General features: G+C 72.8%; 20 protein-coding genes. 12 read left to right on the top strand and 8 right to left on the bottom strand.

Features of this window, described 5'->3' with window-relative positions; all coding sequences use genetic code 11:
* Nucleotides 1–3 precede the first annotated feature (3 nt).
* Nucleotides 4–798 (bottom strand): DUF3105 domain-containing protein, encoded by a 795-nt coding sequence (locus Q0R63_RS02410; RefSeq protein WP_295693458.1) that lies wholly within the window; start codon nucleotides 796–798, stop codon nucleotides 4–6.
* Between the two features lie 150 nt (nucleotides 799–948).
* Between Q0R63_RS02410 and Q0R63_RS02405 the strand changes: the two genes are divergently transcribed.
* The gene (locus Q0R63_RS02405; RefSeq protein ID WP_295693455.1) at nucleotides 949–1,746 is read left to right on the top strand and encodes an MFS transporter; all 798 of its coding nucleotides are present in this window, start codon (nucleotides 949–951) and stop codon (nucleotides 1,744–1,746) included.
* Entirely contained in the window at nucleotides 1,668–2,237 is a 570-nt protein-coding gene (locus tag Q0R63_RS02400; protein ID WP_295693452.1) for an MFS transporter, read from the top strand. Before Q0R63_RS02405 ends, Q0R63_RS02400 begins: the two co-directional genes overlap by 79 nt.
* A gap of 91 nt (nucleotides 2,238–2,328) precedes the next feature.
* Here the strand turns inward: Q0R63_RS02400 and Q0R63_RS02395 are convergent, their stop codons facing one another.
* Nucleotides 2,329–3,267 (bottom strand): DNA-3-methyladenine glycosylase 2 family protein, encoded by a 939-nt coding sequence (locus Q0R63_RS02395; protein ID WP_295693449.1) that lies wholly within the window; start codon nucleotides 3,265–3,267, stop codon nucleotides 2,329–2,331.
* A 329-nt stretch (nucleotides 3,268–3,596) separates the two neighbouring features.
* Between Q0R63_RS02395 and Q0R63_RS02390 the strand changes: the two genes are divergently transcribed.
* A complete protein-coding gene (locus tag Q0R63_RS02390) occupies nucleotides 3,597–4,781 on the top strand; it encodes a histidine kinase (RefSeq protein ID WP_295693446.1) in 1,185 nt (394 codons plus the stop codon).
* On the top strand, nucleotides 4,778–5,443 hold the full coding sequence (locus Q0R63_RS02385; protein WP_295693443.1) for a response regulator transcription factor: 666 nt from the start codon (nucleotides 4,778–4,780) through the stop codon (nucleotides 5,441–5,443). Before Q0R63_RS02390 ends, Q0R63_RS02385 begins: the two co-directional genes overlap by 4 nt.
* A gap of 25 nt (nucleotides 5,444–5,468) precedes the next feature.
* On the opposite strand, the gene Q0R63_RS02380 is transcribed toward Q0R63_RS02385, so the two are convergent.
* The 3 genes from Q0R63_RS02380 to cofD are packed head-to-tail and all read right to left on the bottom strand — an operon-like array spanning nucleotide 5,469 to nucleotide 8,073.
* Nucleotides 5,469–5,942, bottom strand: coding sequence for a hypothetical protein (locus tag Q0R63_RS02380; RefSeq protein WP_295693440.1), 474 nt, complete (start codon nucleotides 5,940–5,942; stop codon nucleotides 5,469–5,471).
* 51 nt (nucleotides 5,943–5,993) lie between these two features.
* Nucleotides 5,994–7,085, bottom strand: coding sequence for a coenzyme F420-0:L-glutamate ligase (locus tag Q0R63_RS02375; RefSeq protein WP_295693438.1), 1,092 nt, complete (start codon nucleotides 7,083–7,085; stop codon nucleotides 5,994–5,996).
* Between the two features lie 7 nt (nucleotides 7,086–7,092).
* On the bottom strand, nucleotides 7,093–8,073 hold the full coding sequence (cofD, locus tag Q0R63_RS02370) for a 2-phospho-L-lactate transferase (protein ID WP_295693434.1): 981 nt from the start codon (nucleotides 8,071–8,073) through the stop codon (nucleotides 7,093–7,095).
* A gap of 239 nt (nucleotides 8,074–8,312) precedes the next feature.
* Here cofD and Q0R63_RS02365 point away from each other — a divergent pair, with 239 nt between their 5' ends.
* From Q0R63_RS02365 to Q0R63_RS02355, 3 genes are read left to right on the top strand one after another with little or no spacing between them, the layout of a single operon-like run.
* Nucleotides 8,313–8,582 carry a WhiB family transcriptional regulator gene (locus Q0R63_RS02365; protein ID WP_295693431.1) on the top strand — a complete coding sequence of 90 codons (270 nt, stop codon included), beginning with the start codon at nucleotides 8,313–8,315 and terminating at the stop codon, nucleotides 8,580–8,582.
* A gap of 58 nt (nucleotides 8,583–8,640) precedes the next feature.
* A complete protein-coding gene (locus Q0R63_RS02360) occupies nucleotides 8,641–11,889 on the top strand; it encodes a glycosyltransferase (RefSeq protein WP_295693428.1) in 3,249 nt (1,082 codons plus the stop codon).
* Nucleotides 11,886–13,385 carry a DUF5719 family protein gene (locus Q0R63_RS02355; RefSeq protein ID WP_295693425.1) on the top strand — a complete coding sequence of 500 codons (1,500 nt, stop codon included), beginning with the start codon at nucleotides 11,886–11,888 and terminating at the stop codon, nucleotides 13,383–13,385. Before Q0R63_RS02360 ends, Q0R63_RS02355 begins: the two co-directional genes overlap by 4 nt.
* A gap of 114 nt (nucleotides 13,386–13,499) precedes the next feature.
* On the opposite strand, the gene Q0R63_RS02350 is transcribed toward Q0R63_RS02355, so the two are convergent.
* Nucleotides 13,500–13,844 carry a metallopeptidase family protein gene (locus Q0R63_RS02350; protein WP_295693422.1) on the bottom strand — a complete coding sequence of 115 codons (345 nt, stop codon included), beginning with the start codon at nucleotides 13,842–13,844 and terminating at the stop codon, nucleotides 13,500–13,502.
* Between the two features lie 142 nt (nucleotides 13,845–13,986).
* Here Q0R63_RS02350 and Q0R63_RS02345 point away from each other — a divergent pair, with 142 nt between their 5' ends.
* The 4 genes from Q0R63_RS02345 (at nucleotide 13,987) to Q0R63_RS02330 (ending at nucleotide 17,541) form a co-directional block, all read left to right on the top strand.
* Nucleotides 13,987–14,391, top strand: coding sequence for a DUF3499 domain-containing protein (locus Q0R63_RS02345; protein ID WP_295693419.1), 405 nt, complete (start codon nucleotides 13,987–13,989; stop codon nucleotides 14,389–14,391).
* 144 nt (nucleotides 14,392–14,535) lie between these two features.
* Nucleotides 14,536–16,008: a phosphomannomutase/phosphoglucomutase gene (locus tag Q0R63_RS02340; protein ID WP_295693417.1), complete on the top strand. Its 1,473-nt coding sequence runs from the start codon at nucleotides 14,536–14,538 to the stop codon at nucleotides 16,006–16,008.
* 69 nt (nucleotides 16,009–16,077) lie between these two features.
* Complete coding sequence (locus Q0R63_RS02335) at nucleotides 16,078–16,275, top strand: hypothetical protein (RefSeq protein ID WP_295693414.1); 198 nt, start codon at nucleotides 16,078–16,080, stop codon at nucleotides 16,273–16,275.
* Nucleotides 16,276–16,371: 96 nt separating this feature from the next.
* Nucleotides 16,372–17,541, top strand: a complete 1,170-nt coding sequence (locus Q0R63_RS02330) for an SIS domain-containing protein (RefSeq protein ID WP_295693411.1) — start codon at nucleotides 16,372–16,374, stop codon at nucleotides 17,539–17,541.
* A gap of 77 nt (nucleotides 17,542–17,618) precedes the next feature.
* Here Q0R63_RS02330 and Q0R63_RS02325 read toward each other — a convergent pair whose 3' ends face one another.
* Nucleotides 17,619–18,146, bottom strand: coding sequence for a YbaK/EbsC family protein (locus Q0R63_RS02325; RefSeq protein WP_295693408.1), 528 nt, complete (start codon nucleotides 18,144–18,146; stop codon nucleotides 17,619–17,621).
* Entirely contained in the window at nucleotides 18,143–19,381 is a 1,239-nt protein-coding gene (locus tag Q0R63_RS02320) for a hypothetical protein (RefSeq protein ID WP_295693404.1), read from the bottom strand. The genes Q0R63_RS02325 and Q0R63_RS02320 overlap by 4 nt, the downstream gene beginning before the upstream one ends.
* Nucleotides 19,382–19,695: 314 nt before the next feature.
* Between Q0R63_RS02320 and Q0R63_RS02315 the strand changes: the two genes are divergently transcribed.
* Nucleotides 19,696–19,830: cation transporter (locus Q0R63_RS02315; protein WP_366521070.1), on the top strand; the 135-nt coding region annotated here is incomplete at its 3' end.

Below are 19,830 nucleotides of genomic sequence, written 5' to 3'. Positions count from 1 at the left end.
GGCTCAGGCGCCGTAGGGCTCAGGCGCGTCGGTCTTCGGGTAGCTCGTGACGAACGAGGAGACGACCTCGCCGGACAGTCCGCCGCACAGCTGGCGGTGGCCGGCCTGGGTGCCGACCGCGCCGGATGCGGCGACCGTCGCGGACCAGTGGACGAGGGCATAGCTCTTGCCGGCGGGGAAGGCGCCCCGTGACTCGTCCCACGGTGCGACGATGAACTTGCCGGACGAGGGGTCGAGCTTGGCTCCGAGCTCGGCCATCTGCTGGAGCTGGGCGGCGTTGCTGGCCATGGCGGGGGCATACCAGAGCACGGTGTAGCCGTGCTCGAGGTTGTGGACGAGTGTCTCGACGGCGGGGGTGTCAGTGGCCGTGTAGTAGCCGCGGCCCGAGATGTCGGGCTGGACGAAGTGCGATCCGCTGCTCGGCGGGACGGTCGCGTAGGTGACCTTCGTCGTCTGCGGGGTGCTCGTACCAGGTCCGACGTGGTCGCTGTTCCCGGTGGCCTTGTCGGTGGTGACGGCGTCGCACGACGCCGCAGCCGACGTGACGCCGAGGCTGAGGATCGAGTTGGCCGGCGTCTTGCTCCGCCCGTCGATCACGCCGTAGGTGATGACCCCCCCGAGGACGAGGACCAGTGCGGCACAGGCCGAGACGATGAGGACGACCGTGCGCCGCTCGCGCGCCTTCTGCGCCTTCTGGAGGTCGGCGAGCTTGGTCCGCCGGTCCGACGTACCGGCTCGGCCGGCACGGGGACGGCCGGAGGGGGGCTCGGTCGGGCGGTCGGGGGTGTTCTTGGCCACGGGGTCCTCGAGGGATCGAAATCGTCGTCAGGGTATCGGTGGAAGCCTTCGGCGCCAGGCTCGCAAGCGCCGGGCGGCTGCCCGCCGCAACGAACGGCCAGGGGCGACCGTTCCCGTCGGGCGGCATACCGTCTGGCACGATTGTGGACTGTGACCTGGGGTGACCGTCTGCGCGCGCTGCGCGTCGACGTCACCCCGTTGCGCACCTCTCGCGACTTCCGGCTGCTGTTCGGCGCAGGGACGGTGTTCTACCTCGGCGCGATGGTCAGCTACGTCGCGATCCCCTTCCAGGTCTACCGCCTGACCGGCTCCAACTTCGCCGTGGGCGCCATCGGTCTCGTCGAGCTGGTGCCGCTCGTCATCTTCGGGCTCTACGGCGGCGCACTGGCCGACCACGTCGACCGGCGTCGGCTCCTGGTCGGGGCCGGTGTGGCCCAGGCCGTCTGCACCGCGGTGCTCGCCGTCAACGCGTTCGCCGGCCGCCCGCAGGTGTGGGTCATCTTCGTGGTCTCGGCGCTGCTGGCGAGCACGTCTGCGCTGCAACGGCCTTCGCGCGAGGCGCTGATGCCGCGAACGGTGCGGCACGACGAGCTGACCGCCGCCAATGCCCTGACCAGCCTCGGGATGCAGATCGGGCTGCTCGTCGGCCCCGGTATCGGCGGCGTCCTGATCGCCACCGTCGGCACCGGCTGGTGCTACGTCGTCGACGTGACCGGCCTCAGCGTCGCGAGCCTGATGTATGCCCTGATGCGCGCCTATCCGCACCGCTCCGAGACCACCCCGCCCAGCCTCGCCGGCATCGCGGAGGGGATGCGCTACGCCCTGAGTCGTCGCGACCTCCTCGGCACCTACCTCGTCGAATCGCCGCGATGCTGCTCGCGCTGCCGGTCGTGCTCTTCCCCGCCCTGGCCGAGAGCGTCTTCCGCCGACCGGAGCTGCTCGGCCTGATCTACTCCGCCGAGACGATCGGCGCCCTGGTCGCCACGGCGCTGAGCGGCTGGACCGCACGGGTGCACCACCACGGCCGGGCGATCGTGGTCGCTGCCGCGTCCTTCGGGCTCTGCGTCGGGCTGGCCGGACTGATGCCGAACATCTGGCTGGTCGTCGTGTTCCTGGCCCTCTCGGGGGCTGCGGACATGGTCTCCGGGGTGTTCCGGGGCACCGTCTGGAGCCAGACGATCCCGGAGGGGATGCGGGGCCGGCTCGCGGGGATCGAGATGCTCTCCTACTCGCTGGGGCCGCTCGGCGGCCAGGTGCGCGCCGGCGTCACCGCCGACCTGTGGACAGTGCGGGGCGCCGTCTCCAGCGGGGGCTTCGCCTGCGTCGGCGGCGTTGCGTTGACGGCGTTGTGGCTGCACGACTTCTGGTCCTACGACGCCCGCACCGACGTGCACGCCCTCACCGAGCGGGCCGTCCGATCGGCCGACGAACCGTCCTGAGCGACGACGGGCAGGCCGCGCCCTCGCTCGCCGTTCTCTGCGACGGTATGCCGCTGACAGGTGCCGCTGACGGTGCACCGTCGCGACGCCGTCAGCGCGGCAGGTGGCGGCGCGGGGCCATCCGGGGGCCGTGACGGGGTCGGAACGCGCCGGCCAGCTCCAGCAGCCGTTGGACGCGGTAGCGGTGGCCGGCATAGGGCTCGAGGAGCTCAGCCAGGGCGTCGTCGTCGATCTCGTGCCCGACGAGGGCCCAGCCGATGTTCTTCGCCACGTGGTAGTCCCCGAAGCTCACGGCGTCGGCGTCGCCGAGCGCGCGCTGCGCGACCTCGGCGGCTGTCCAGACCCCCACCCCGGGGACCACCCGGAGCCGGGCGCGGGCCTCGGCGGGGGCCAGGTCGACGATCTGCTCGAGGCGGCCGGCGACCCGGACGGCCGCGACGATGGTCCGCGACCGGGCCGGGTCGACCGAGGCCCGGAGGAACTCCCAGGACGGGATCGCCGCCCACCCGGCGGCGCTGGGGGGCACCCGCAGGCCGCGCGCGGCATACGGGCCCGGGGCGGGTGCGCCGAACCGCGTGACGAGCTGCCGATAGCCGGAGAACGCCTCTTGGCCGGTGACCTTCTGCTCGATGATCGCTGGGACCAGGGCGTCGATGACGAGTCGGCTACGGGGCACGCGCCAGCCGGAGTGTCGGCGGGCGGACTCGGCGACCAGGTCATGGTGCGCGACGAACTCCGTTGTGTCGTCTCGGTCCCCGAGCAGGTCAGGCAGCCCGTCGAGCGCCCACTCGGCGCCGTCACCCCACGCCCGCGCCTCGACGGCCCCGTCGCTCGGCCGCAGGACCAGCTCCAGCGTGGCCGGCCCGGTCGGGGTGTGGAAAGCCCGGACGAACCCCGGAGTGCCGGCGCCGCTGATCGAGGTCGGGTCACCGCCGCCGCGGCGGAAGATCCCGACGATCTGCCCGAGGGCCGTCGCCCGGGGAGAGACCCAGCGCCGGCTCCGGGCGGGGGGTCCCGGGGATGCGGTCACGGCCCCAGTCTGTCCCAGACCACCGACGGCGGCGAGACAGCGCGACGCACGGTGCGCCCTGCATCAGCCGCGTCAGGCATCAGCCCTCGTGCGTCGTTGGAGCCCCCCCGATGTCGATGGTTTGGCGACATACTGTCGATCGGTGACGACACGACCGCGCCTCCGGTGTGACGCATTCGCTGCTCGGGCGTCGTGGTCCACGACGTCGTGCGCTACGAGGTCTTTCGGCCAGGGGAGGGAGGTGCCGGCGTGCCGATCCAGGTGGCTCGTATGCCGCCCGCCCGCCCGGCGCGCCCGGACGCCGTTCTCGCCGTGGTGGTCGTCGTCTCGTGGCGGTGGTCGTGGCGGCCGACGGCCTTGACGACGGCTGGCGCACGTGGGCCGCGCTGGCCTTCCTGGCCGTCTTCGGTGTCCTGGTGCTGGGACGGCGGCGGTTCCCGGTCACGATGCTCGTGGCCAGCGTGGTCGCGCTGCTGCTCTACTACGCAGCCGGTCTGCCCCCGGTCGGAGTCGCCCTGCCGGTGGCCGCGTCGTTCTACACGATCGCCACCCTCGGCCGGCTACGGCTGGCGATCTGCATCGCGGCGGTGCTGGTCGCGGTATCGATCGGATTCCGGCTGTTCGCCGAAGGTGACGCCGCTGCTGCCGTCCTCGGATCCGAGCTGGTGACGACCGTCGCACTGCTGGCGGCGGCGATCGCGCTCGGTGACGCCGCCCGGCAGCGGCTCGACCTCGCCCACGAACACGAGAAGAACGCTCGGCTGGCCGCGAACGAGCGGGAGCGGGCGGTCCGCCGCCGCGCCGACGAGGAGCGCCTGCGCATCCCTCAGGACCTGCACGACTCGCTCGGGCACGGCCTCACCATCGTGTCGCTGAGGGCTGCGGACGCGCTCGACGGGGAGGACGCCGCGCTCCGCGGGCACCTGACGCAGATCCGGCTGGCGAGCAGGCGGCTGCTCGGCGACCTGCGCGCGGCGGTGTCGGCACTCCGCCCGGCGGGGGATCCCCGTGACGTCCGCGGTGACCTGACCACGCTCGAGCGGCTGGCCGCGTCTTCGTCTGTGGGCGGGGTCCGCGTGCGGGCGGTGGTCGCACCTCGGGCCCACGACGAACCGCTATTCGTCCAGCACGCGCTCTTCCGGGTGGCGCAGGAGGCGGTCACCAACGCGCTGCGCCATGCCGGGGCGGCGACGGTGACGATGACGATGACGGTGTTCTCGGAGGAGGGGGCCGTGCGCGTCGAGATCGACGACGACGGCTGCGGATTCGACGACAGCGCCGGGTTGGGCGGCGCCGGGTCGGACAGCGCCGGGTTGGGCGGCGCCGGTTTGGACGATAGCGCCGGGTTGGACGGCGCCGGGTTGAACGATAGCGCCGCGACCGGGGCTCCGACCGGGGCCGGCATCGACGGAATGCGTTGCCGCATCGAGTTGCTGGGCGGCTGGTGCCGCATCGACGCAGGAGCCGGCCGCGGCACCCGGGTGTCCGCAGGCTTCGACAGGGACCGCCGATGAAGCACCGGGTGGTGGTGGTCGACGACCAGCCCCTCGTGCGCGGCGGCATCACCCAGATCCTCAACCGCTCCACGGACATCGAGGTCGTGGGTGAGGCCTCCGACGGTCGCCAGGCGATCGACGTCGTGCGGCGGTTGCGCCCCGATGTCGTGATGATGGACCTGCGTATGCCGCGCCTGGACGGGGTCGCCGCCACTGCCGCGATCACCGGTGACCCGGCGGTGCCGGTGAGGGTCCTCGTCCTGACCACCTTCGACGACGACGAGCTCGTGATCGCCGCCATCAGGGCCGGCGCCTCCGGGTTCCTGCTCAAGGACGCGGAGCCCGAAGAGCTGCGCAACGCCGTCCGCGTCGTGGCCCGCGGCGACGCACTGCTCTCGCCGGCCGTCACCAGCGCGGTCCTGCACCAGGTGCGTTCTCCCACAGGGGAGCCCGCCGACGTCTCCCGGCTCGAGGCGCTCACCGAGCGCGAGGTCGAGGTGCTCTTGGAAGTCGGTCGCGGACTGGCCAACGACGAGATCGCGGCGACCCTGCACCTGTCGTCGGCCACCGTCCGGACCTATGTGAGCCGGATCCTCACCAAGACCGGATCGCGCGACCGTGCCCAGCTCGTCGTGCTCGCCTACGAGACCCGGCTGGTGGCCGTCGATCCGCCGCAGTGACCTCTCTGGTCAGGTGCTGCGACGGTCAGGTGCTGCGTTGGTCAGGTGCTGCGCGGTTCACCAGACGGGCCACGACGACCGCCACGCCACCGAGGACCACTCCCCACGCCACACCCACGGCGAGGCTCACCGGGAAGTTCACGAGCCGGTCGGTCCCGGACAGCTCTGAACCGGCCAGCAGCCAGGTGATCTGGTGGGTCAGCGCGAGCAGGACTCCGTGGAAGGCACCGATCACGACCAACATCCAGAACGGGCGGCGAGCACGCGTGCCGGCGAGCCACACCCAGATGCCGAAGGGCACGAACACCAGCAGCCAGGTCGCGAGATCGCCCTCGGTGATCAGGCGGAGGTCGTGCAGAACGACCCGCGGTACAGCGAGCAGCGCTAACGCGGCCAGAGCGGCGATCGAGACCCCGAACCTGGGGCGGGCGTCGTGCGGCGAAGTCAGGACGGGCGGAGAGGCTGTTATCTCCCGGACACTAGGGACCGACCTGGTCACGGCGCATCGGTCCCCTGTCGACTCCCGTGTCGTCAGCAGTTGATCCGCCGCCTAGGGGACCGTGTGCACCACGCCGCGGTCCGAGACGTCGATGGTCACCGAGTGCGCGGACCGTTCGACGACGGTGGCCTCGAGCCACTCGCCCCAGGCGGCCGCGACGAACCGCGCCGTCGCGAGCCCGAGGTCGAAGAGGTCCGTGGCGCTGACGACGAGGCGTTGCCCAGCCACGCCGGGGCCCAGGTCCACCCCGACACCGTCGAGGTCGTGGATCGCGACCCCGACCGCGCGCGCGGACCGCACCGCCACCGATTCGTCGAGGACGCTGGGGATCCCGATCCGCGTGGCGAGGGCGCTGCCGGGGAAGACACCGAGGGCCGAGCGGATCGCTTCGGCGCGGCCCAGGCCGAACCAGTCACTCCTCCCGGTGCGGACGAGCGAGGCGGCGCCGGCCACGTCGGGGTCGTCGGGGTCGGCGACAACGAACGCCGCCAGGCCGCGCACGTGGGCGACGGGGACGGCGGCGGTCTTGCCCTTGACGAGGTCCGCGGCAGCGGCGAGCTCGTCGGCGATGGCCCGTGTCGTGACCTCGAGCGGGCGGCCGTCCGCGTCGACCCCGCCGCGCAGGTCGTCCGCCACGAGGAACCCGTGAGCACCCAGCGCGAAGTCGGTCTGACCGACGCGCCAGGCGCGCCCGGCCGTGTCGCTGAGGAGGATGCCGAGGTGACGCAGGGCGTGAGCCCGGACGAGCCGGTCGTGCAGCGAGCGGCATACGGCGTCGGGGTCGTGGGGGAGGAGCAGGAGGTGGTCGCGCCTCCCGGTGTTGGAGGCATCGACACCGGCCGCAGCCATCACCGGACCGGCGGCCGACTTGACGACGCGCGCCATCCGGTGAGGATCGCCGGGTTGCGGGGTGCGCCGCTCGGCGACGACCCACTCGGTCTGCGTCCCGACGACGAGGTCACGGTCGGCGGAGTCGGCGACCAGGCCCAGGGCCTTGGACGCGATCTTGCTCGAGACGACGAGGACGTCGCCGTCCACGAGGTCGATCCCGTTGTCGCGCAACGCTTCCGAGATGAGTGCCGCGAGATCGTGACCGGCCTCCACCTCGGGTATGCCGCGCACCGGAGTGATGGTGAGGGTCATGACCGCGTCACCCTGTGGTCCGGGCCAGCCGCCGTCCGAGGTCGATCGCGGCGCCGGCGATGTCGGCGGTCGCCTCGATGCTCGACATGAGCAGCGGGCGGGCCTCGACCGTGAGCCGGCCGGAGGACTGCAGGTCGGCGTCCTCCTTGGCCACGAGCCAACCGTCGAGGAAGTCGGCGTAGAGGCCGGCGACGCCCCCGGCCGACGACTCGACGCCGATCGCCTCGAGGCAGGCGTCGGCGTGTCCGCGCACCGGGGCGCCGGAGATCAGGGGCGAGACCCCGACGACGGGCGCCCTCGACCCGCGGAGCGCGTCACGGACCCCGGGCACGCCGAGGATGATCCCGATCGAGACGACGGGGTTGCTCGGCGGCAGCAGGACGAGGTCGGCGGTGCGGATGGCGTCGAGGACCCCTGGCGCCGGTGTCGCGCGGTCCATGCCGGCGACGACGAAGCGCTGCGCGGGCACCTCGGCCTGCATCCGCACCCACCACTCCTGGAAGTGGACGGCCCGCTGGCCCTGCTCGTCCTCGATGACGACGTGGGTCTCGACCGGTGTGTCGCTCATCGGGAGCAGCGTGACGCCGAGCTCGGGCAGCCCCCACCGGCTCGCGAGCCGGGCGGTCACCTCGGAGAGCGACTGGCCCTGGCCGAGCCAGAGCGAGCGCGCGACGTGCGTGCCGAAGTCCTTGTCGCCCAGGCCGAACCACTGCGGCTCGACGCCGTATGCCGCGAGCTCGCCCTGCACGGAGTGCGTCTCGTCGGCGCGCCCCCAGCCCTGACCCTCGTGGATGCCGCCCCCCAGGGTGTAGAGGACAGTGTCGAGGTCGGGAGAGACGCGCAGCCCGAAGAGGGTGATGTCGTCGCCGGTGTTGCCGATGACGGTGACGTGGGTGCCGGCCAGCTCGGGGGTGCGGTCGACGTGGGCGAGCAGACCGCGCAGGAACCGCGCCCCACCGACCCCGCCGGCGAGGGCGGTGATGTGCATGGGGGGAGTCTGTCAGCAGGTGCCCCGGGGCGACGCCGCGGGTCACGGCGGGACACGCCGGTGGTGGATCTGCTCTGGATCCGGCGTTATCAGGATCGTCAAGCCTTGGCAAATATCAGAGTCCGCCTTGACTTATGACCAATGACACGCGTGTAATTTCACCCATGTCCTTCCGAGGATCCGAATATCTCGGGCAAATAGGGCAGACAGTGCGGGCCAACAGGGTCGAGGAGGATGCCGTGCACGAGTTGCAGCTCATCACACAGGACATGATCATGGGCGAGCCGGAGGACGAGTCGTGGCAGGAGCGGTCGCTCTGTGCTCAGACGGATCCCGAGGCGTTCTTCCCGGAGAAGGGGGGGTCGACCCGGGAGGCGAAGAAGGTGTGCATCGGGTGCGAGGTGCGGCCCGAGTGCCTCGACTACGCCCTCGCCAACGACGAGCGCTTCGGCATCTGGGGCGGCCTGTCGGAGCGCGAGCGGCGCAAGCTCAAGAAGCGTGCGGTCTAGCCGCGTCCGCGGCTGACCCCGACACCTCGTGACCACCACCGCCCCGTCTCCCCGTCGCGTGACCTCTCCGTCGCCCGTGTCCGTCCTCCCCCGAGCCCGGGTGGAGGTCTGCGCGGTGCTCGTCGTCCGTGACGGTGCTCGCTGGCTCGCGAAAACGCTTGATGCCGTTGCCGCCTCGTCCCTACCACCCGACCGGCTCGTCGTCATCGACCTCGGTTCGAGCGACGTCTCGGCCGACATCGCGAGGGAGCACAGTCGGATCCGGCAGGTCGTCCCGGAGGTGTCGGTCGTCGCTGCGCCGGCCTCGCTCTCCTGGGTTGCTGCGCTGGGTCAGGCGCTCGCGTTTTCAGGCGCGACCACGACCGACGAGCCGGATGGTGCCGAGCCGGAGGCCGACCGACCCCAGTGGCTGTGGTTCCTCGGACCCGACAGCGCGCCGGCCCCGGTGGCGCTGGCCCGCCTCGTCGACGCGGTCGGGCGGTCCACGAGCGTCGGGGTCGCCGGACCCAAGATCGTGGAGTGGGACGACCCGCGCCGGCTCGTCTCGATCGGCTATAGCATCACGCGCGCCGGGCGCCTCCTCGAGGCGCCCGTGCCGGGCGAGCCGGACCAGGGCCAGTACGACGGTCGCACGGACGTCATCGCCGTCAGCATGAACGGCATGTTCGTGCGGCGCGACGTCTTCGAGCGGCTCGGCGGCCTCGACGAGTCGTTGGGCGAGGCGGCCGACCTCGACTTCGGCTGGCGCGCCCAGATGTCCGGCCACCGCGTGGTGGTCGTCCCCGGTGCCCGGGTCTCGGACGCCACGACGACCGTCGGCCGGTCGCCGAGGACGGCCGGCCCGCGCCGCCGCGCCGCCCGCCGGGTGGCCCTGACCCGCTGCGCGCCCGGGACCGTGCCCTTCCTCGCCGTCTGGATCGCGGTCTCCAGCGTGGTGTCGGCCGCCGCGCTCCTCGTTCTCAAGCGACCTGCCCACGCCTGGGTCGCCCTGGGCGACCTCAGGTCCCTCGGGCACCCGATCACCGGCATCCGCTCCCGGTGGCGCTTCCGCGGGCACAAGCGGGTGCGCCGCGACCACCTGGCCGGGGTGTTCGTGTCCTCGGGCGAGGCCGCCGCGCATACCTGGGACAAGGTTCAGGAGGCACTGACCCCCGAGCGCAGCCGCCGCCTCTCCGATCCCCGGGCGACCGCCGGCGCGACCGAGACCGGTCCGGTGGCCGAGGAGGCCGAGGACCTCAGGGTGCTGCCGGCCTCCCTGCCCCAGCGGATCGCCAGCCACCCGGGCACCCTCGCCGTGGTCCTCTGCCTCGTCGTGGCCGCCGTCACCTTCCGGACGACGCTGCGCACGGGCCTGCTCGACCCCCAGGGCGCTGGTTTGGCCGGAGGCGAGCTCAACCCCCTGTCCACGGACGCCGCCGGCCTGTGGCACCTCTTCCGCGACTCCTGGCACGGGGCCGGTTTCGGCAACGCCGCCCAGGTGGGCCCCCAGGTCGGGGTGCTCGCTGCGCTGACCTGGCTCGTCGAACGGCTCCCCTCCGTCTCGGGCGGGCGGTCCCCGGCCGGTGTGACCATCGCGTGGTTGATGCTCGCCGCCATGCCGCTGTCCGCCCTCGCGGCATACCTCGCCGGGCGCGTCGCCACCCTGGCCCGCTGGCCCCGCGCCCTCGTCGCCGTCGCGTGGGGGACCAGCGCCGGACTGGCCGCTGCCCTGGTCGGCGGACGTCTGTCCGTCGTCGTCGTGCACATCGTGCTGCCCTTCGTCGTGGCGGGGTTCGCCGCTGTCGCGGCCCGTCGGGCGACCTGGACGGCGACCTTCGCGACCGCCCTGGCCGCTGCGGTGGTCGGCTGCTTCGTCCCGGCCCTCGCGGTCCTCGTGGCCGTGGTCGCTCTCGCCATGGTGGTGCTGGCGCGGAGGAGCAGGCTCAAGGCCGTGGTCCTCACGCTCGTCCCGCTGCTGCTGCTCGGGCCGTGGGTGGTGCAGTTCGTCGACAGCCCGCGGCTGCTGCTGACCGGTCCGGGACTGCTGGATGCGGGTGGGGGTGCCAGTGCCCCGTGGCAGCTCGCGATGGCCCAGCCCGACGGTGCCGGCCTGGTCCACAGCCTGCTCTTCGCCCCACTCGCCCTCGGGGCCGTGCTCGCGCTCGCGCGACGCAGCCGTCACGACCGGCGGTCGCCGGCCCTCACATCTCTCGCGGTCCTTGCCCTCGTCGGCCTGGCCGGCGCGCTCGTCGCCGACAGGGTCACGGTCGGTCAGGTCCTGGACGGTTCGGGGGCCCCCGTCATCGCAACGTCGTGGTCCGGTATCGGTCTCGAGGTCTACCTCGCGGCTGTGCTCGGCGCCTTCCTCACCGGCTGGCAGGGCCTGTCCCGTGTGCTTGGTGAATCCCGCTGGGGGATCAGGCGGCTCGCCGCTGCCACCGCGTTGTCCGTGGTGGTCGTCGCGGTGCTGGGGGCCACTGCGCTGACTGCCCGCAACGGCCTCGGGGGAGGTGTCGCCGTCGGTCGGGACGCCCTCCCTGCCGTCGCCGTGGACCAGGCGCGCGGGATGGAGGCCAACCGGCTCCTCGTCCTCATCCCCGGCAGCGGTGAGCTCGACTACCAGCTCGTGGGCGCCGAACCCGGCCCCCTCCAACGCGACGTCCTCGGGCCCGTCGCCACTGACCCCGGCCTCGCCGTCCTCGTGGGGAGCCTGGCCTCCGGGGTCGCCGTCCCCGGAGCCGAAGGAACCGGTGCCGGAGCCGGAGTTGACGGAGCGGGCCCCGGGGCCGGGGCGCGGCTCGCGGACCAGGGCATCGGCTTCGTCTCGCTCCGGTCCGACGCCTCCAGCCCGCTCGCGCGCACCCTGGACGCAGAGTCCGGTCTCACCCGTCTCGGCACCACCAACGGTCAGACGCTGTGGCGGGTGCTGGCCCGCACCCCGGCCGCCGGCGCAGCGGACGCCACCGTGCCACCGTCGCGGGTCCGGGTCACCGACTCGGCCGGCGCCCCCCTGCTCGGCGTCCCGGTGGTCGGCCCCCACGGGGCCGTCGACACCATCCTGCCGGCCGGTGCCGCGGGCCGTCGGCTCGTCGTCGCCGAGGCTCCGGGGTGGACCGGGGTGGCCCGCGTGACCTACGACGACGTCCCCCTCGCCGCCGTGTCGACCTCGGGGTTCCCGACCTACGTCCTGCCCGGCGCCGCCGGGCACCTCGTCATCGACCTGCCACCTGCGCACACCGACTGGTTCCTGCTCCAGATGGCGCTGCTCGCGGTCGTCGTCTTCCTCGCGATCCCCCTCGGGACCAGACGATCCCGGAGGACGTCATGACGCGCGCATGGGTCGGACCGGTCCGCGCGACCCTGGCCGTCATCGCCGGCGCGGGGCTCGTCGTGGCGGCCGGCCAGCTGCCCGGGACGGCGGCACTCGTCCCTCCCGCACCGATCGAGGTGACCACCGCGCCGCAGCTGCTGCCGGTGACCTCGGCCGTCCTGACCTGCCCCGGGCCCGAGACCGAGGGCCTGGCCTCCGTGCCGGCTGTCGCGGGCACCTCGACGGTCCTCGCCGCCTCGGCTCCGGCCGCGGTGCTGGGGACGGCGCTGGGGGCGCTCGGCCCGGTCGCCGCCGCCGGCACCTTGACCGTCACCGGCCAACCCTCCGCGGCCCGCCTCGGGACGACCGCGGTGCGGGGTCAGGTCGTGTCGGCGCCGCTGACGGGAGCGACGGACGCGGAGGTGTCGGCCGCGGGCTCGCTCGCCCCCGGCCTCGCGGCGGTCCAGACCTTCCTGCGCGCCGACGGCGACGACCGTGCGCTCGTCGCGACACCCTGCCTCGCCCCGCAGTCGGACCTCTGGTTGGTCGGCGGCGGAGGTCAGAGCACCCGCCGCGAACGCATCGTCCTGGCCAACCCCGGGGCCAACCCCGTCACGGCCAGCCTGTCCGTGCTCGGTGTCGCCGGCCCGGTGGCGCTCGCGGGGTCGGCCACCCTCGCCGTCCCGCCGCACGGCCGCACCACCCTCCTCCTCGACGCCATCGCCGGTCCCGAGGTCGCGCCGGTCGTCCACGTCACCGCCACCGGCGGCCTGGTCTCTGCCGTCCTCGAGGACAGCTGGATCGATGCCGCGATCGGCCGTGGCGCCGACGACGCCGCCCCGTCGGCCCCTCCGTCGACCGAGCAGGTCGTGCCCGCGGCGCTGGTCAACGGCCCCGCCCGGCTCCGGGTCGCCGTCCCCGGTGACCAGGAGGCCGTCGTCCAGACCCGGGTCCTCACGGCGTCGGGGCCCAAGCCGCTGCCGGTGGGCGGGGTCGTGCGCATCAAGGGCGGCTCCGTGCAGGACATCGACCTCGGCACCCTCCCCGTCGGCGCGTATGCCGTCCAGGTCCGCTCCGACCAGCCCGTCGTGGCCGGTGCGATGGTCGAGCGGCGCAGCCCGGGTGCCGGCCAGTCCGACTTCGCGTGGATCGCCTCCTCGGCGCCGATCTCCGTCGTCACGGGGACCCCCGTGCCAGCGGTGGGCACGGGCGTCGCGAATGGTTCGGCCACCCTGACCCTCTCGGCCACCGGGACCCCGGCCACGGCGACGGTGACCACGATCGACGCCGGCGGCCGGACGACGACCACCGCCGTCACGATCCCGGTCGACAGCGTGGTCTCGACCCCCGTCCCGGTCGGGCAGGTCTGGGTCACCCGGCAGGGCGGCACCCTGCGGGCGGGCCTGACCATCGCCGTCCCGGCGGGCAAGGCCACGGGGCCGCTCCTCACGGCATACCCGCTCGGACCGCTGCCGGTCAGCGTGACCCAGGTCCCGGTCCGCCAGGTGGGGTGAGCCCCGCCGGTGAGCCGCACCGGGCCCGACCGCCGCTTACGCCAGGCCGCGAGCTGCAGGCCCGCACCGTGTGCCGCGGCCCGGGCTCGTTGCGCCCCGAGGGTCTTCGCGTTGTCAGTCCTCGGGACCGAGCTCCGGGTCGAGGTCCTCCGCCGCCACCCCGAGCAGCGCCGCGACCTGCTCGGTCACCACCTCCGAGACCAGCGACGCGAGCTCGCGCCCACCCTGCACCCGGGTCTCGACCGGCCTCCGGTAGACGACGATCCGCGCAGGCATCTTCCCTTCGGGCCCGAAGAGGCGGCCCAGCGAGACCTCCGAGTGCTCCCACGGAGCCGGGTCGGACGGCGGCACGTCCTCGACGCCGAACTCCACGGGCGGGAAGGGGCGACCCCATCGCTCCTCGAGCCGCGAGGCGGCGTCGATGACGAGGTCGTCGAAGCGCTCCGACCTCGGCGCCATCGCCGGGACCTCGGGCCACGCCAGCGGCCCCCGGTGACCACGACCGTGCCTGTCTCGACGACGCGGGGCGTGCGGGCTCACGTCGTCACCCTACGGCGTGGCCCGATGACCCCCGGCGCAGCAGGAACTACAGTCTCGGCTTGTGGGTATGTCGCGGCAGTGTTCGAAGACCGGATGCCATGGTGCGTCGGTCGCGACGCTCACCTATGTCTATCGCGACTCCACCGTGGTGCTGGGGCCGCTGGCGACCTACGCGGAACCGCACACCTATGACCTCTGCGGTGTCCACGCCGAGCGGATGACGGCTCCTCGCGGGTGGGAGGTCGTCCGGCTGAGCGGCGACTACACCCCGCCGCCACCCTCGAGCGACGACCTCCTGGCTCTCGCCGACGCCGTGCGGGAGGCGGGTCGCCCACCGCGCGCGGGCACCTCCCGACCGGCCGCACCCGGCGTCGCCGGCACCCCGACCACACCCTCGGACGAGGCGGATGCCGGCACGGTCGAGGTCGGGCGTCGGGGCCACCTGCGGATGCTGCGCGACCGCTAGACCTGTCGCGCGACGGGCTGCTGACCGACCGCCGACCGGCCGCGCGAGTACCCGGCCCCCCAGGGGGGCGTTCGGCCTCGGCCGTTCGGTTCGACCTTCGCGTGCCTCGGGTCCGTGCCCGTCGTCGCCCGATAGCGTGGTGCCATGACCTCGCCGCATCGCCTGCAGGACTTCATCAAGGCCTACGACGTGCGGGGCGTCGTGCCCGACCAGCTCGACGACGACGTCGCCCGCGCGATCGGGTCGGCCTTCGCCCAGGTCATCGCCCTTCCGGAGAGCGCCGCCGGCGTCGTCATCGGTTACGACATGCGGCCGAGCTCGCCGTCCCTCAGCCGCGCCTTCGCCGAGGGGGTCGCGTCAAACGGCCTCGACGTCACCCTGATCGGCCTGTGCTCCACCGACGGGCTTTACTACGCGAGCGGCGCGCTCGACCTGCCGGGCGCGATGTTCACCGCGAGCCACAACCCCGCGCAGTACAACGGCATCAAGCTCTGCCGCGCGGGGGCCCGACCGGTCGGCCAGGACAGCGGGCTCTCCGAGGTCCGCGACCTCGCCCAAGGAATCCTCGACGGGGCTGACCGGCTCGACGAGGTCCCCGGCCCGACGTCCGGGACGGCGCAGCCCGCCGTCGGCACGATCGTCGAGCGCGACCTGCTCGCCGACTACTCCACCTTCCTCCGCTCGCTCGTGGACCTGCGCGGCATCCGCCCGCTCAAGGTCGTCGTCGATGCCGGCAACGGGATGGGCGGTCACACCGCACCGGCGGTGCTCGGCACGGCAGCGGGGCTGGGCGCCCTGCCGCTCGAGGTGGTCCCGCTCTACTTCGAGCTCGACGGCACCTTCCCCAACCACGAGGCCAACCCGCTGGAGCCGAAGAACCTCGTCGACCTGCAGGCCGCAGTGGTCGAGCACGGCGCCGACATCGGCCTGGCCTTCGACGGCGACGCGGACCGCTGCTTCGTCGTCGATGAGCGCGGCGAGCCGGTCAGCCCCAGCGCCATCACCGCACTCGTGGCGGTGCGCGAGATCGCCCGGGCGGTCGCCCAAGGCACGTCCCCGGAGGACATCGCCGTCGTCCACAACGTCATCTCCTCGATGGCCGTCCCCGAGATCATCCGCGAGCACGGCGCCCGCCCTGTCCGCACCCGGGTGGGCCACTCCTTCATCAAGGGCGAGATGGCTCGCGAGCAGGCGATCTTCGGGGGCGAGCACTCCGCGCACTACTACTTCCGCGACTTCTGGTACGCCGACACGGGCATGCTCGCCGCGCTGCACGTCCTCGCGGCGCTGGGGGAGCAGGACGGGACGCTGTCGGCCCTCACCGCGGCATACGCCCGCTATCCCGCGTCCGGGGAGATCAACAGCACCGTGTCCGACGGTGTCGCCTCGACCGCGAGCGTGCGGGCGTGGGCGGCATCGCACGACGGGGTCACCTTCGACGAGCTCGACGGGCTGACCGCGACCCACCTCGGCACCGACTCCGAGCCGATGTGGTGGTTCAACGTGAGGGCCTCCAACACCGAACCGCTGCTGCGGCTCAACGTGGAGGCGGCCGACCGTGACACGATGGGGCGCGTCCGGGACGACGTGCTCGCGATCATCCGCAGCGGCGACTGAGCCCAGCACCTCCACCGAACGGCATGGCCCGACCCGGCCTCGTCTCAACCCACCGACTGGAGGACTCCCATGGGTGCCCCGACGATCGACCCCTGGCTCCGCGAGATCATCCGCTGCCCGGCCTGCCTCTCCGTCCTCGAGGACGCCACGGACCCGGCCGGCGCACCGGAGCTGCGCTGCACCGGCGAGGCCTGCGGCCGGGCCTACCGGTTCGACGGCGGGGTGCCCGTCCTGCTCGTCGACGAGGCGCGCCTGACGCAGGACTGAGACCGCAGGACCGAGACCAGGGGACCCAGCCCGAAGGACCCAGCCCGGCAAACCACGACCGGCGAACATCGACCACCAGCGACGGAGGACGACGCCATGCCCCAGCTCGACGAGTCGTTGATCGACGACGAAGAGGCTGTCCTGCGGCGCGACTCGCGCCGCGCCCTGCGATCGCTGGCGACGGCGGGCGCCCAGGTGCGACAGGCGATCACCCTCTCCCAGGAGGCCGGCATCAGCCGGGTCGGCGGTGGTGATCGACCGCGTGCTGTCGTCGTCGCGTCGCTGGGCGGCTCGGCCGTCGTCGCCGACGTCCTCGAGCTGCTGGCTGAGCCGGGGTCTCCCGTGCCCGTCAGCGTGCGGCGCAACCTGCCGCTGCCGGGGTGGGTGGGATCCCTCGACCTCGTCGTCGCGGTCTCGCAGTCGGGTCGCGCGGAGGGCCCGCTCGCCCTGGCCGCCGAGGCCGCCCGGCGGGGTGCGTCCCTGCTCACCGTCGGAGCACCGGGGTCCCCGCTCGCCGACATCTGCGCCCGGGCCCGGGGGATCCACGTCGACATCCCGGCGGGCCTCACGTCGTCGCGTACGTCGCTCTGGGCGATGCTGACGCCCGTCCTGCTCGGGGCCGGCGCCCTCGGTCTCGTCGACGCCAGGCCGGCGATCCTGACTGCGGTGGCCGACCGTCTCGACCTGCAGGCCGAGCTGTTCCGCCCCGGCAGCGAGACCTTCGTCAACCCGGCCAAGTCGCTGGCCGTCGACCTCGCCGACGGCATACCCGTGGTGCTCGGCGACGGTCCGCTCGCCGGGGTCGCGGCGGGGCGGGCCGCGTCGATGCTCGCTCGCACGGCCCGGATCCCGGCCACCTGGGGCGAGCTCCCCGACGCCGCCTCCCAGGTGGTCGCCTGCTTCGACGGGCCCTACACCGAGGCCGGCGCCGGGCGCGAAGGCGCCTCCCGGGTGGGCGACATCTTCGCCGACCCCTACCTCGACGGCCCCCCGGCGCCGCGGCTGCGACTGCTCATGCTGCGCGACACCTCGGGTGATGTGCCCGACGGGTCGCAGCGCATGCTGGCGGACGCCCTCGTCCGGACCGCCCAGGACGCCGGCGTGCGGGTGAGCGAGCACGACACCGAAGCGGGTCACCCCCTCGAACGGCTGGCCGGTCACGTCGCGCTGACCGACTTCGCCGCGACCTACCTCGCCCTGGGCCTCGGGATGGACCCCGGGCTCTCGCCGCACGTCGCCGACCTGCGCGAGCGCACGGGCGGCTGAGCCGGGGGATCGTTGCGTCCGCACCGACGCGACACCGGTATGCCGTTCGCGCGGACGTCGTGGCTCGTGCGGTCCCTTCAGACGGCGAGCGCCAGTGCCTGGGCGCCAGGCAGGTGCAGCAGCTGGTCGGCCGGCAGCAGCAGCTTGCTCGAGCGCAGGCCGCTGCCGATCACGACGTCCCCCGCGGTCAGGACCGACTCGTCGACGAGCACCGGCCAGCCCGCCGGAAGGCCGACCGGCGTGATCCCCCCGAACTCCATCCCGGTGAGGGCCACCGCGTCGTCGTGCGGCGCGAAGGAGCACTTGCGGGCGTCGAGCGCCCTGCGGACGACCCCGTTGACGTCGGCGCGCTTGGTCGCGAGGACCAGCACCGCGGCATACGTTGTCACGTCACCACGTCTCCCGGCGACGATGACGCAGTTGGCCGACGACTCCGGCGCCACGTCGTATGCCGTGCAGAAGGCCGCCGTGTCGGCGAGGGTCACGTCGATGCTCGCCACCCGCGCGCCAGGCACGAGCGCGGCAGCGTCCGCGACCGGCGCGGCGACGAGGTCGAGGTGGTCGGCGAGGGTCAGCCAGTCGAGGGTCCCGGGAGCAGAGCTCATGGAAGGAGGCTAGGGGAGACCTTCGTAGTCGTTGGCGCAGAGTGTCCGTTCTCGTTCGTCCCGATCTCTGCCGCTCCGGGTGGCCGGTCCCAGACCGCGGCAGTGATGAGGAGGCCGCACGCGATGAAGTAGTAGTAGTTGAAGAAGACCTGCTTGGCCATCAGCATGGCGACGAGGACGGAGAGGCACGTGGCAGCGGCGAAACCCCCAGCTCTCTGGGGAGCCCGGACGGCGGCGGCTGTCGCAACGCCGAGCCCGACGACGATCGGAAGGGCCCTGAACGCACCGCTGTCGGCCCCACCCACAGACTTGACTACTTCGACGAGCAGGCCGAGGGAGTCGAACCGCATGGGGGTCAACGTCTGAAACTCGACCACCGAGTGGATGAACGCTTGGGGGCTCGCGAGGAACCACGGGACGGTGAGAATCGTCGCCGTAGCCGTCATGACCACAACCCGCGCTCGCGTCGCGTAGGGCCGCAGAGTCCAGAGAGCCGGGAGCGCGACGATGAAGTACTGCTTGGACACCAGGAGCGCTCCCACCAGGGCGGCCGCCAGCACGAGCTTGCCTCGTGCGACCGCGAAGGCCGCCGCGCCGAAGAGGGCCACGACCCCGACCTCCGTCCAGGCCTGACTGATCACCCACCACGTGCCCGGGGCCGCGAGAAGCATCACCGACGCGAGCCGACGCCTCGGATCCCGCCCGCGACCGAGGACCGCCAAGGCGGTGAGCGATGCCAGGAGCACGCTGGTGTAGCGCGCGTCTCCCAGGAGGTAGCCCGGGACGGCGAGGATCAGGAGCACGGGGGGGTAGGGGAATCCGAAGGGGACCCTGCCGTCCACAAGAAAGCCCGGACCGTAGTTCTCAGCGTTCTCCGCCGCGCTGTAGACGTTGGTCATGGTGATGGCGAAGGGGTTCTCTCCGTGCAGCTGGGCCCTAACCCCATCGTTCAGATACTGATAGACGTCGATGTGTGGGACGCCCGTCACCCGGAGGATGACGACAGAGACAAAGGCGAACCACACGATCGCCACGACTGGTGCCAGCCACTCGGCTCCGGCCTTTCGGGCTCTTCCTGCCCAGACGAACAGGAAGGACGAGACGATCCAGATGGGCACGGCCAGTGCGGCGGGGGTCCGCGCGAGAACGAGCGCGCCCAATGGTCCGAGTACGAGGAGGAGGTCAATGAGGCCTCGTTCCACGAGACGAGGTGGTCCGACCTGCTGCTTGGTCATGAGGACGTTGCCGAAGAGGAACGCTGCCGCGATGACGAGGACCAACCAGATAGGCGCCAGACCAGGGAAAAAAAGAAAGGCGGTGGAGCCGACGATGATCAGGCAGCACGGGAACATCAAGGTATCCGTCGATCGAAGGCGGGTGGGGCGATTCACGCGAGGGACCCTGACCGTAGGCGGCGATCGGCAACCCGAGCCTGGCACGAGGGGCGGGCCGCGCCATGACCTGTTCGGACACATGGGGCTCCATCGAACGGCTAGCGCTTCCAGCGCACCTGTCCACCCGCGCTCCGTTCGGCCAGTAGCCTGACCGCATGTCGACTGAGGGCGGGAACCGGGCGATCCTCGCCGCCCTGGCGGCGAACCTCGGGATCGCGGTCACGAAGTTCATCGCCTTCCTGCTGACGAGCTCGAGCTCGATGCTCGCGGAGTCGGTGCACTCCCTGGCC

The organism is Lapillicoccus sp. (assembly GCF_025353065.1).
GTDB lineage: Bacteria > Actinomycetota > Actinomycetes > Actinomycetales > Dermatophilaceae > Lapillicoccus.
This window is presented reverse-complemented; position numbering and strand designations above follow the sequence as displayed.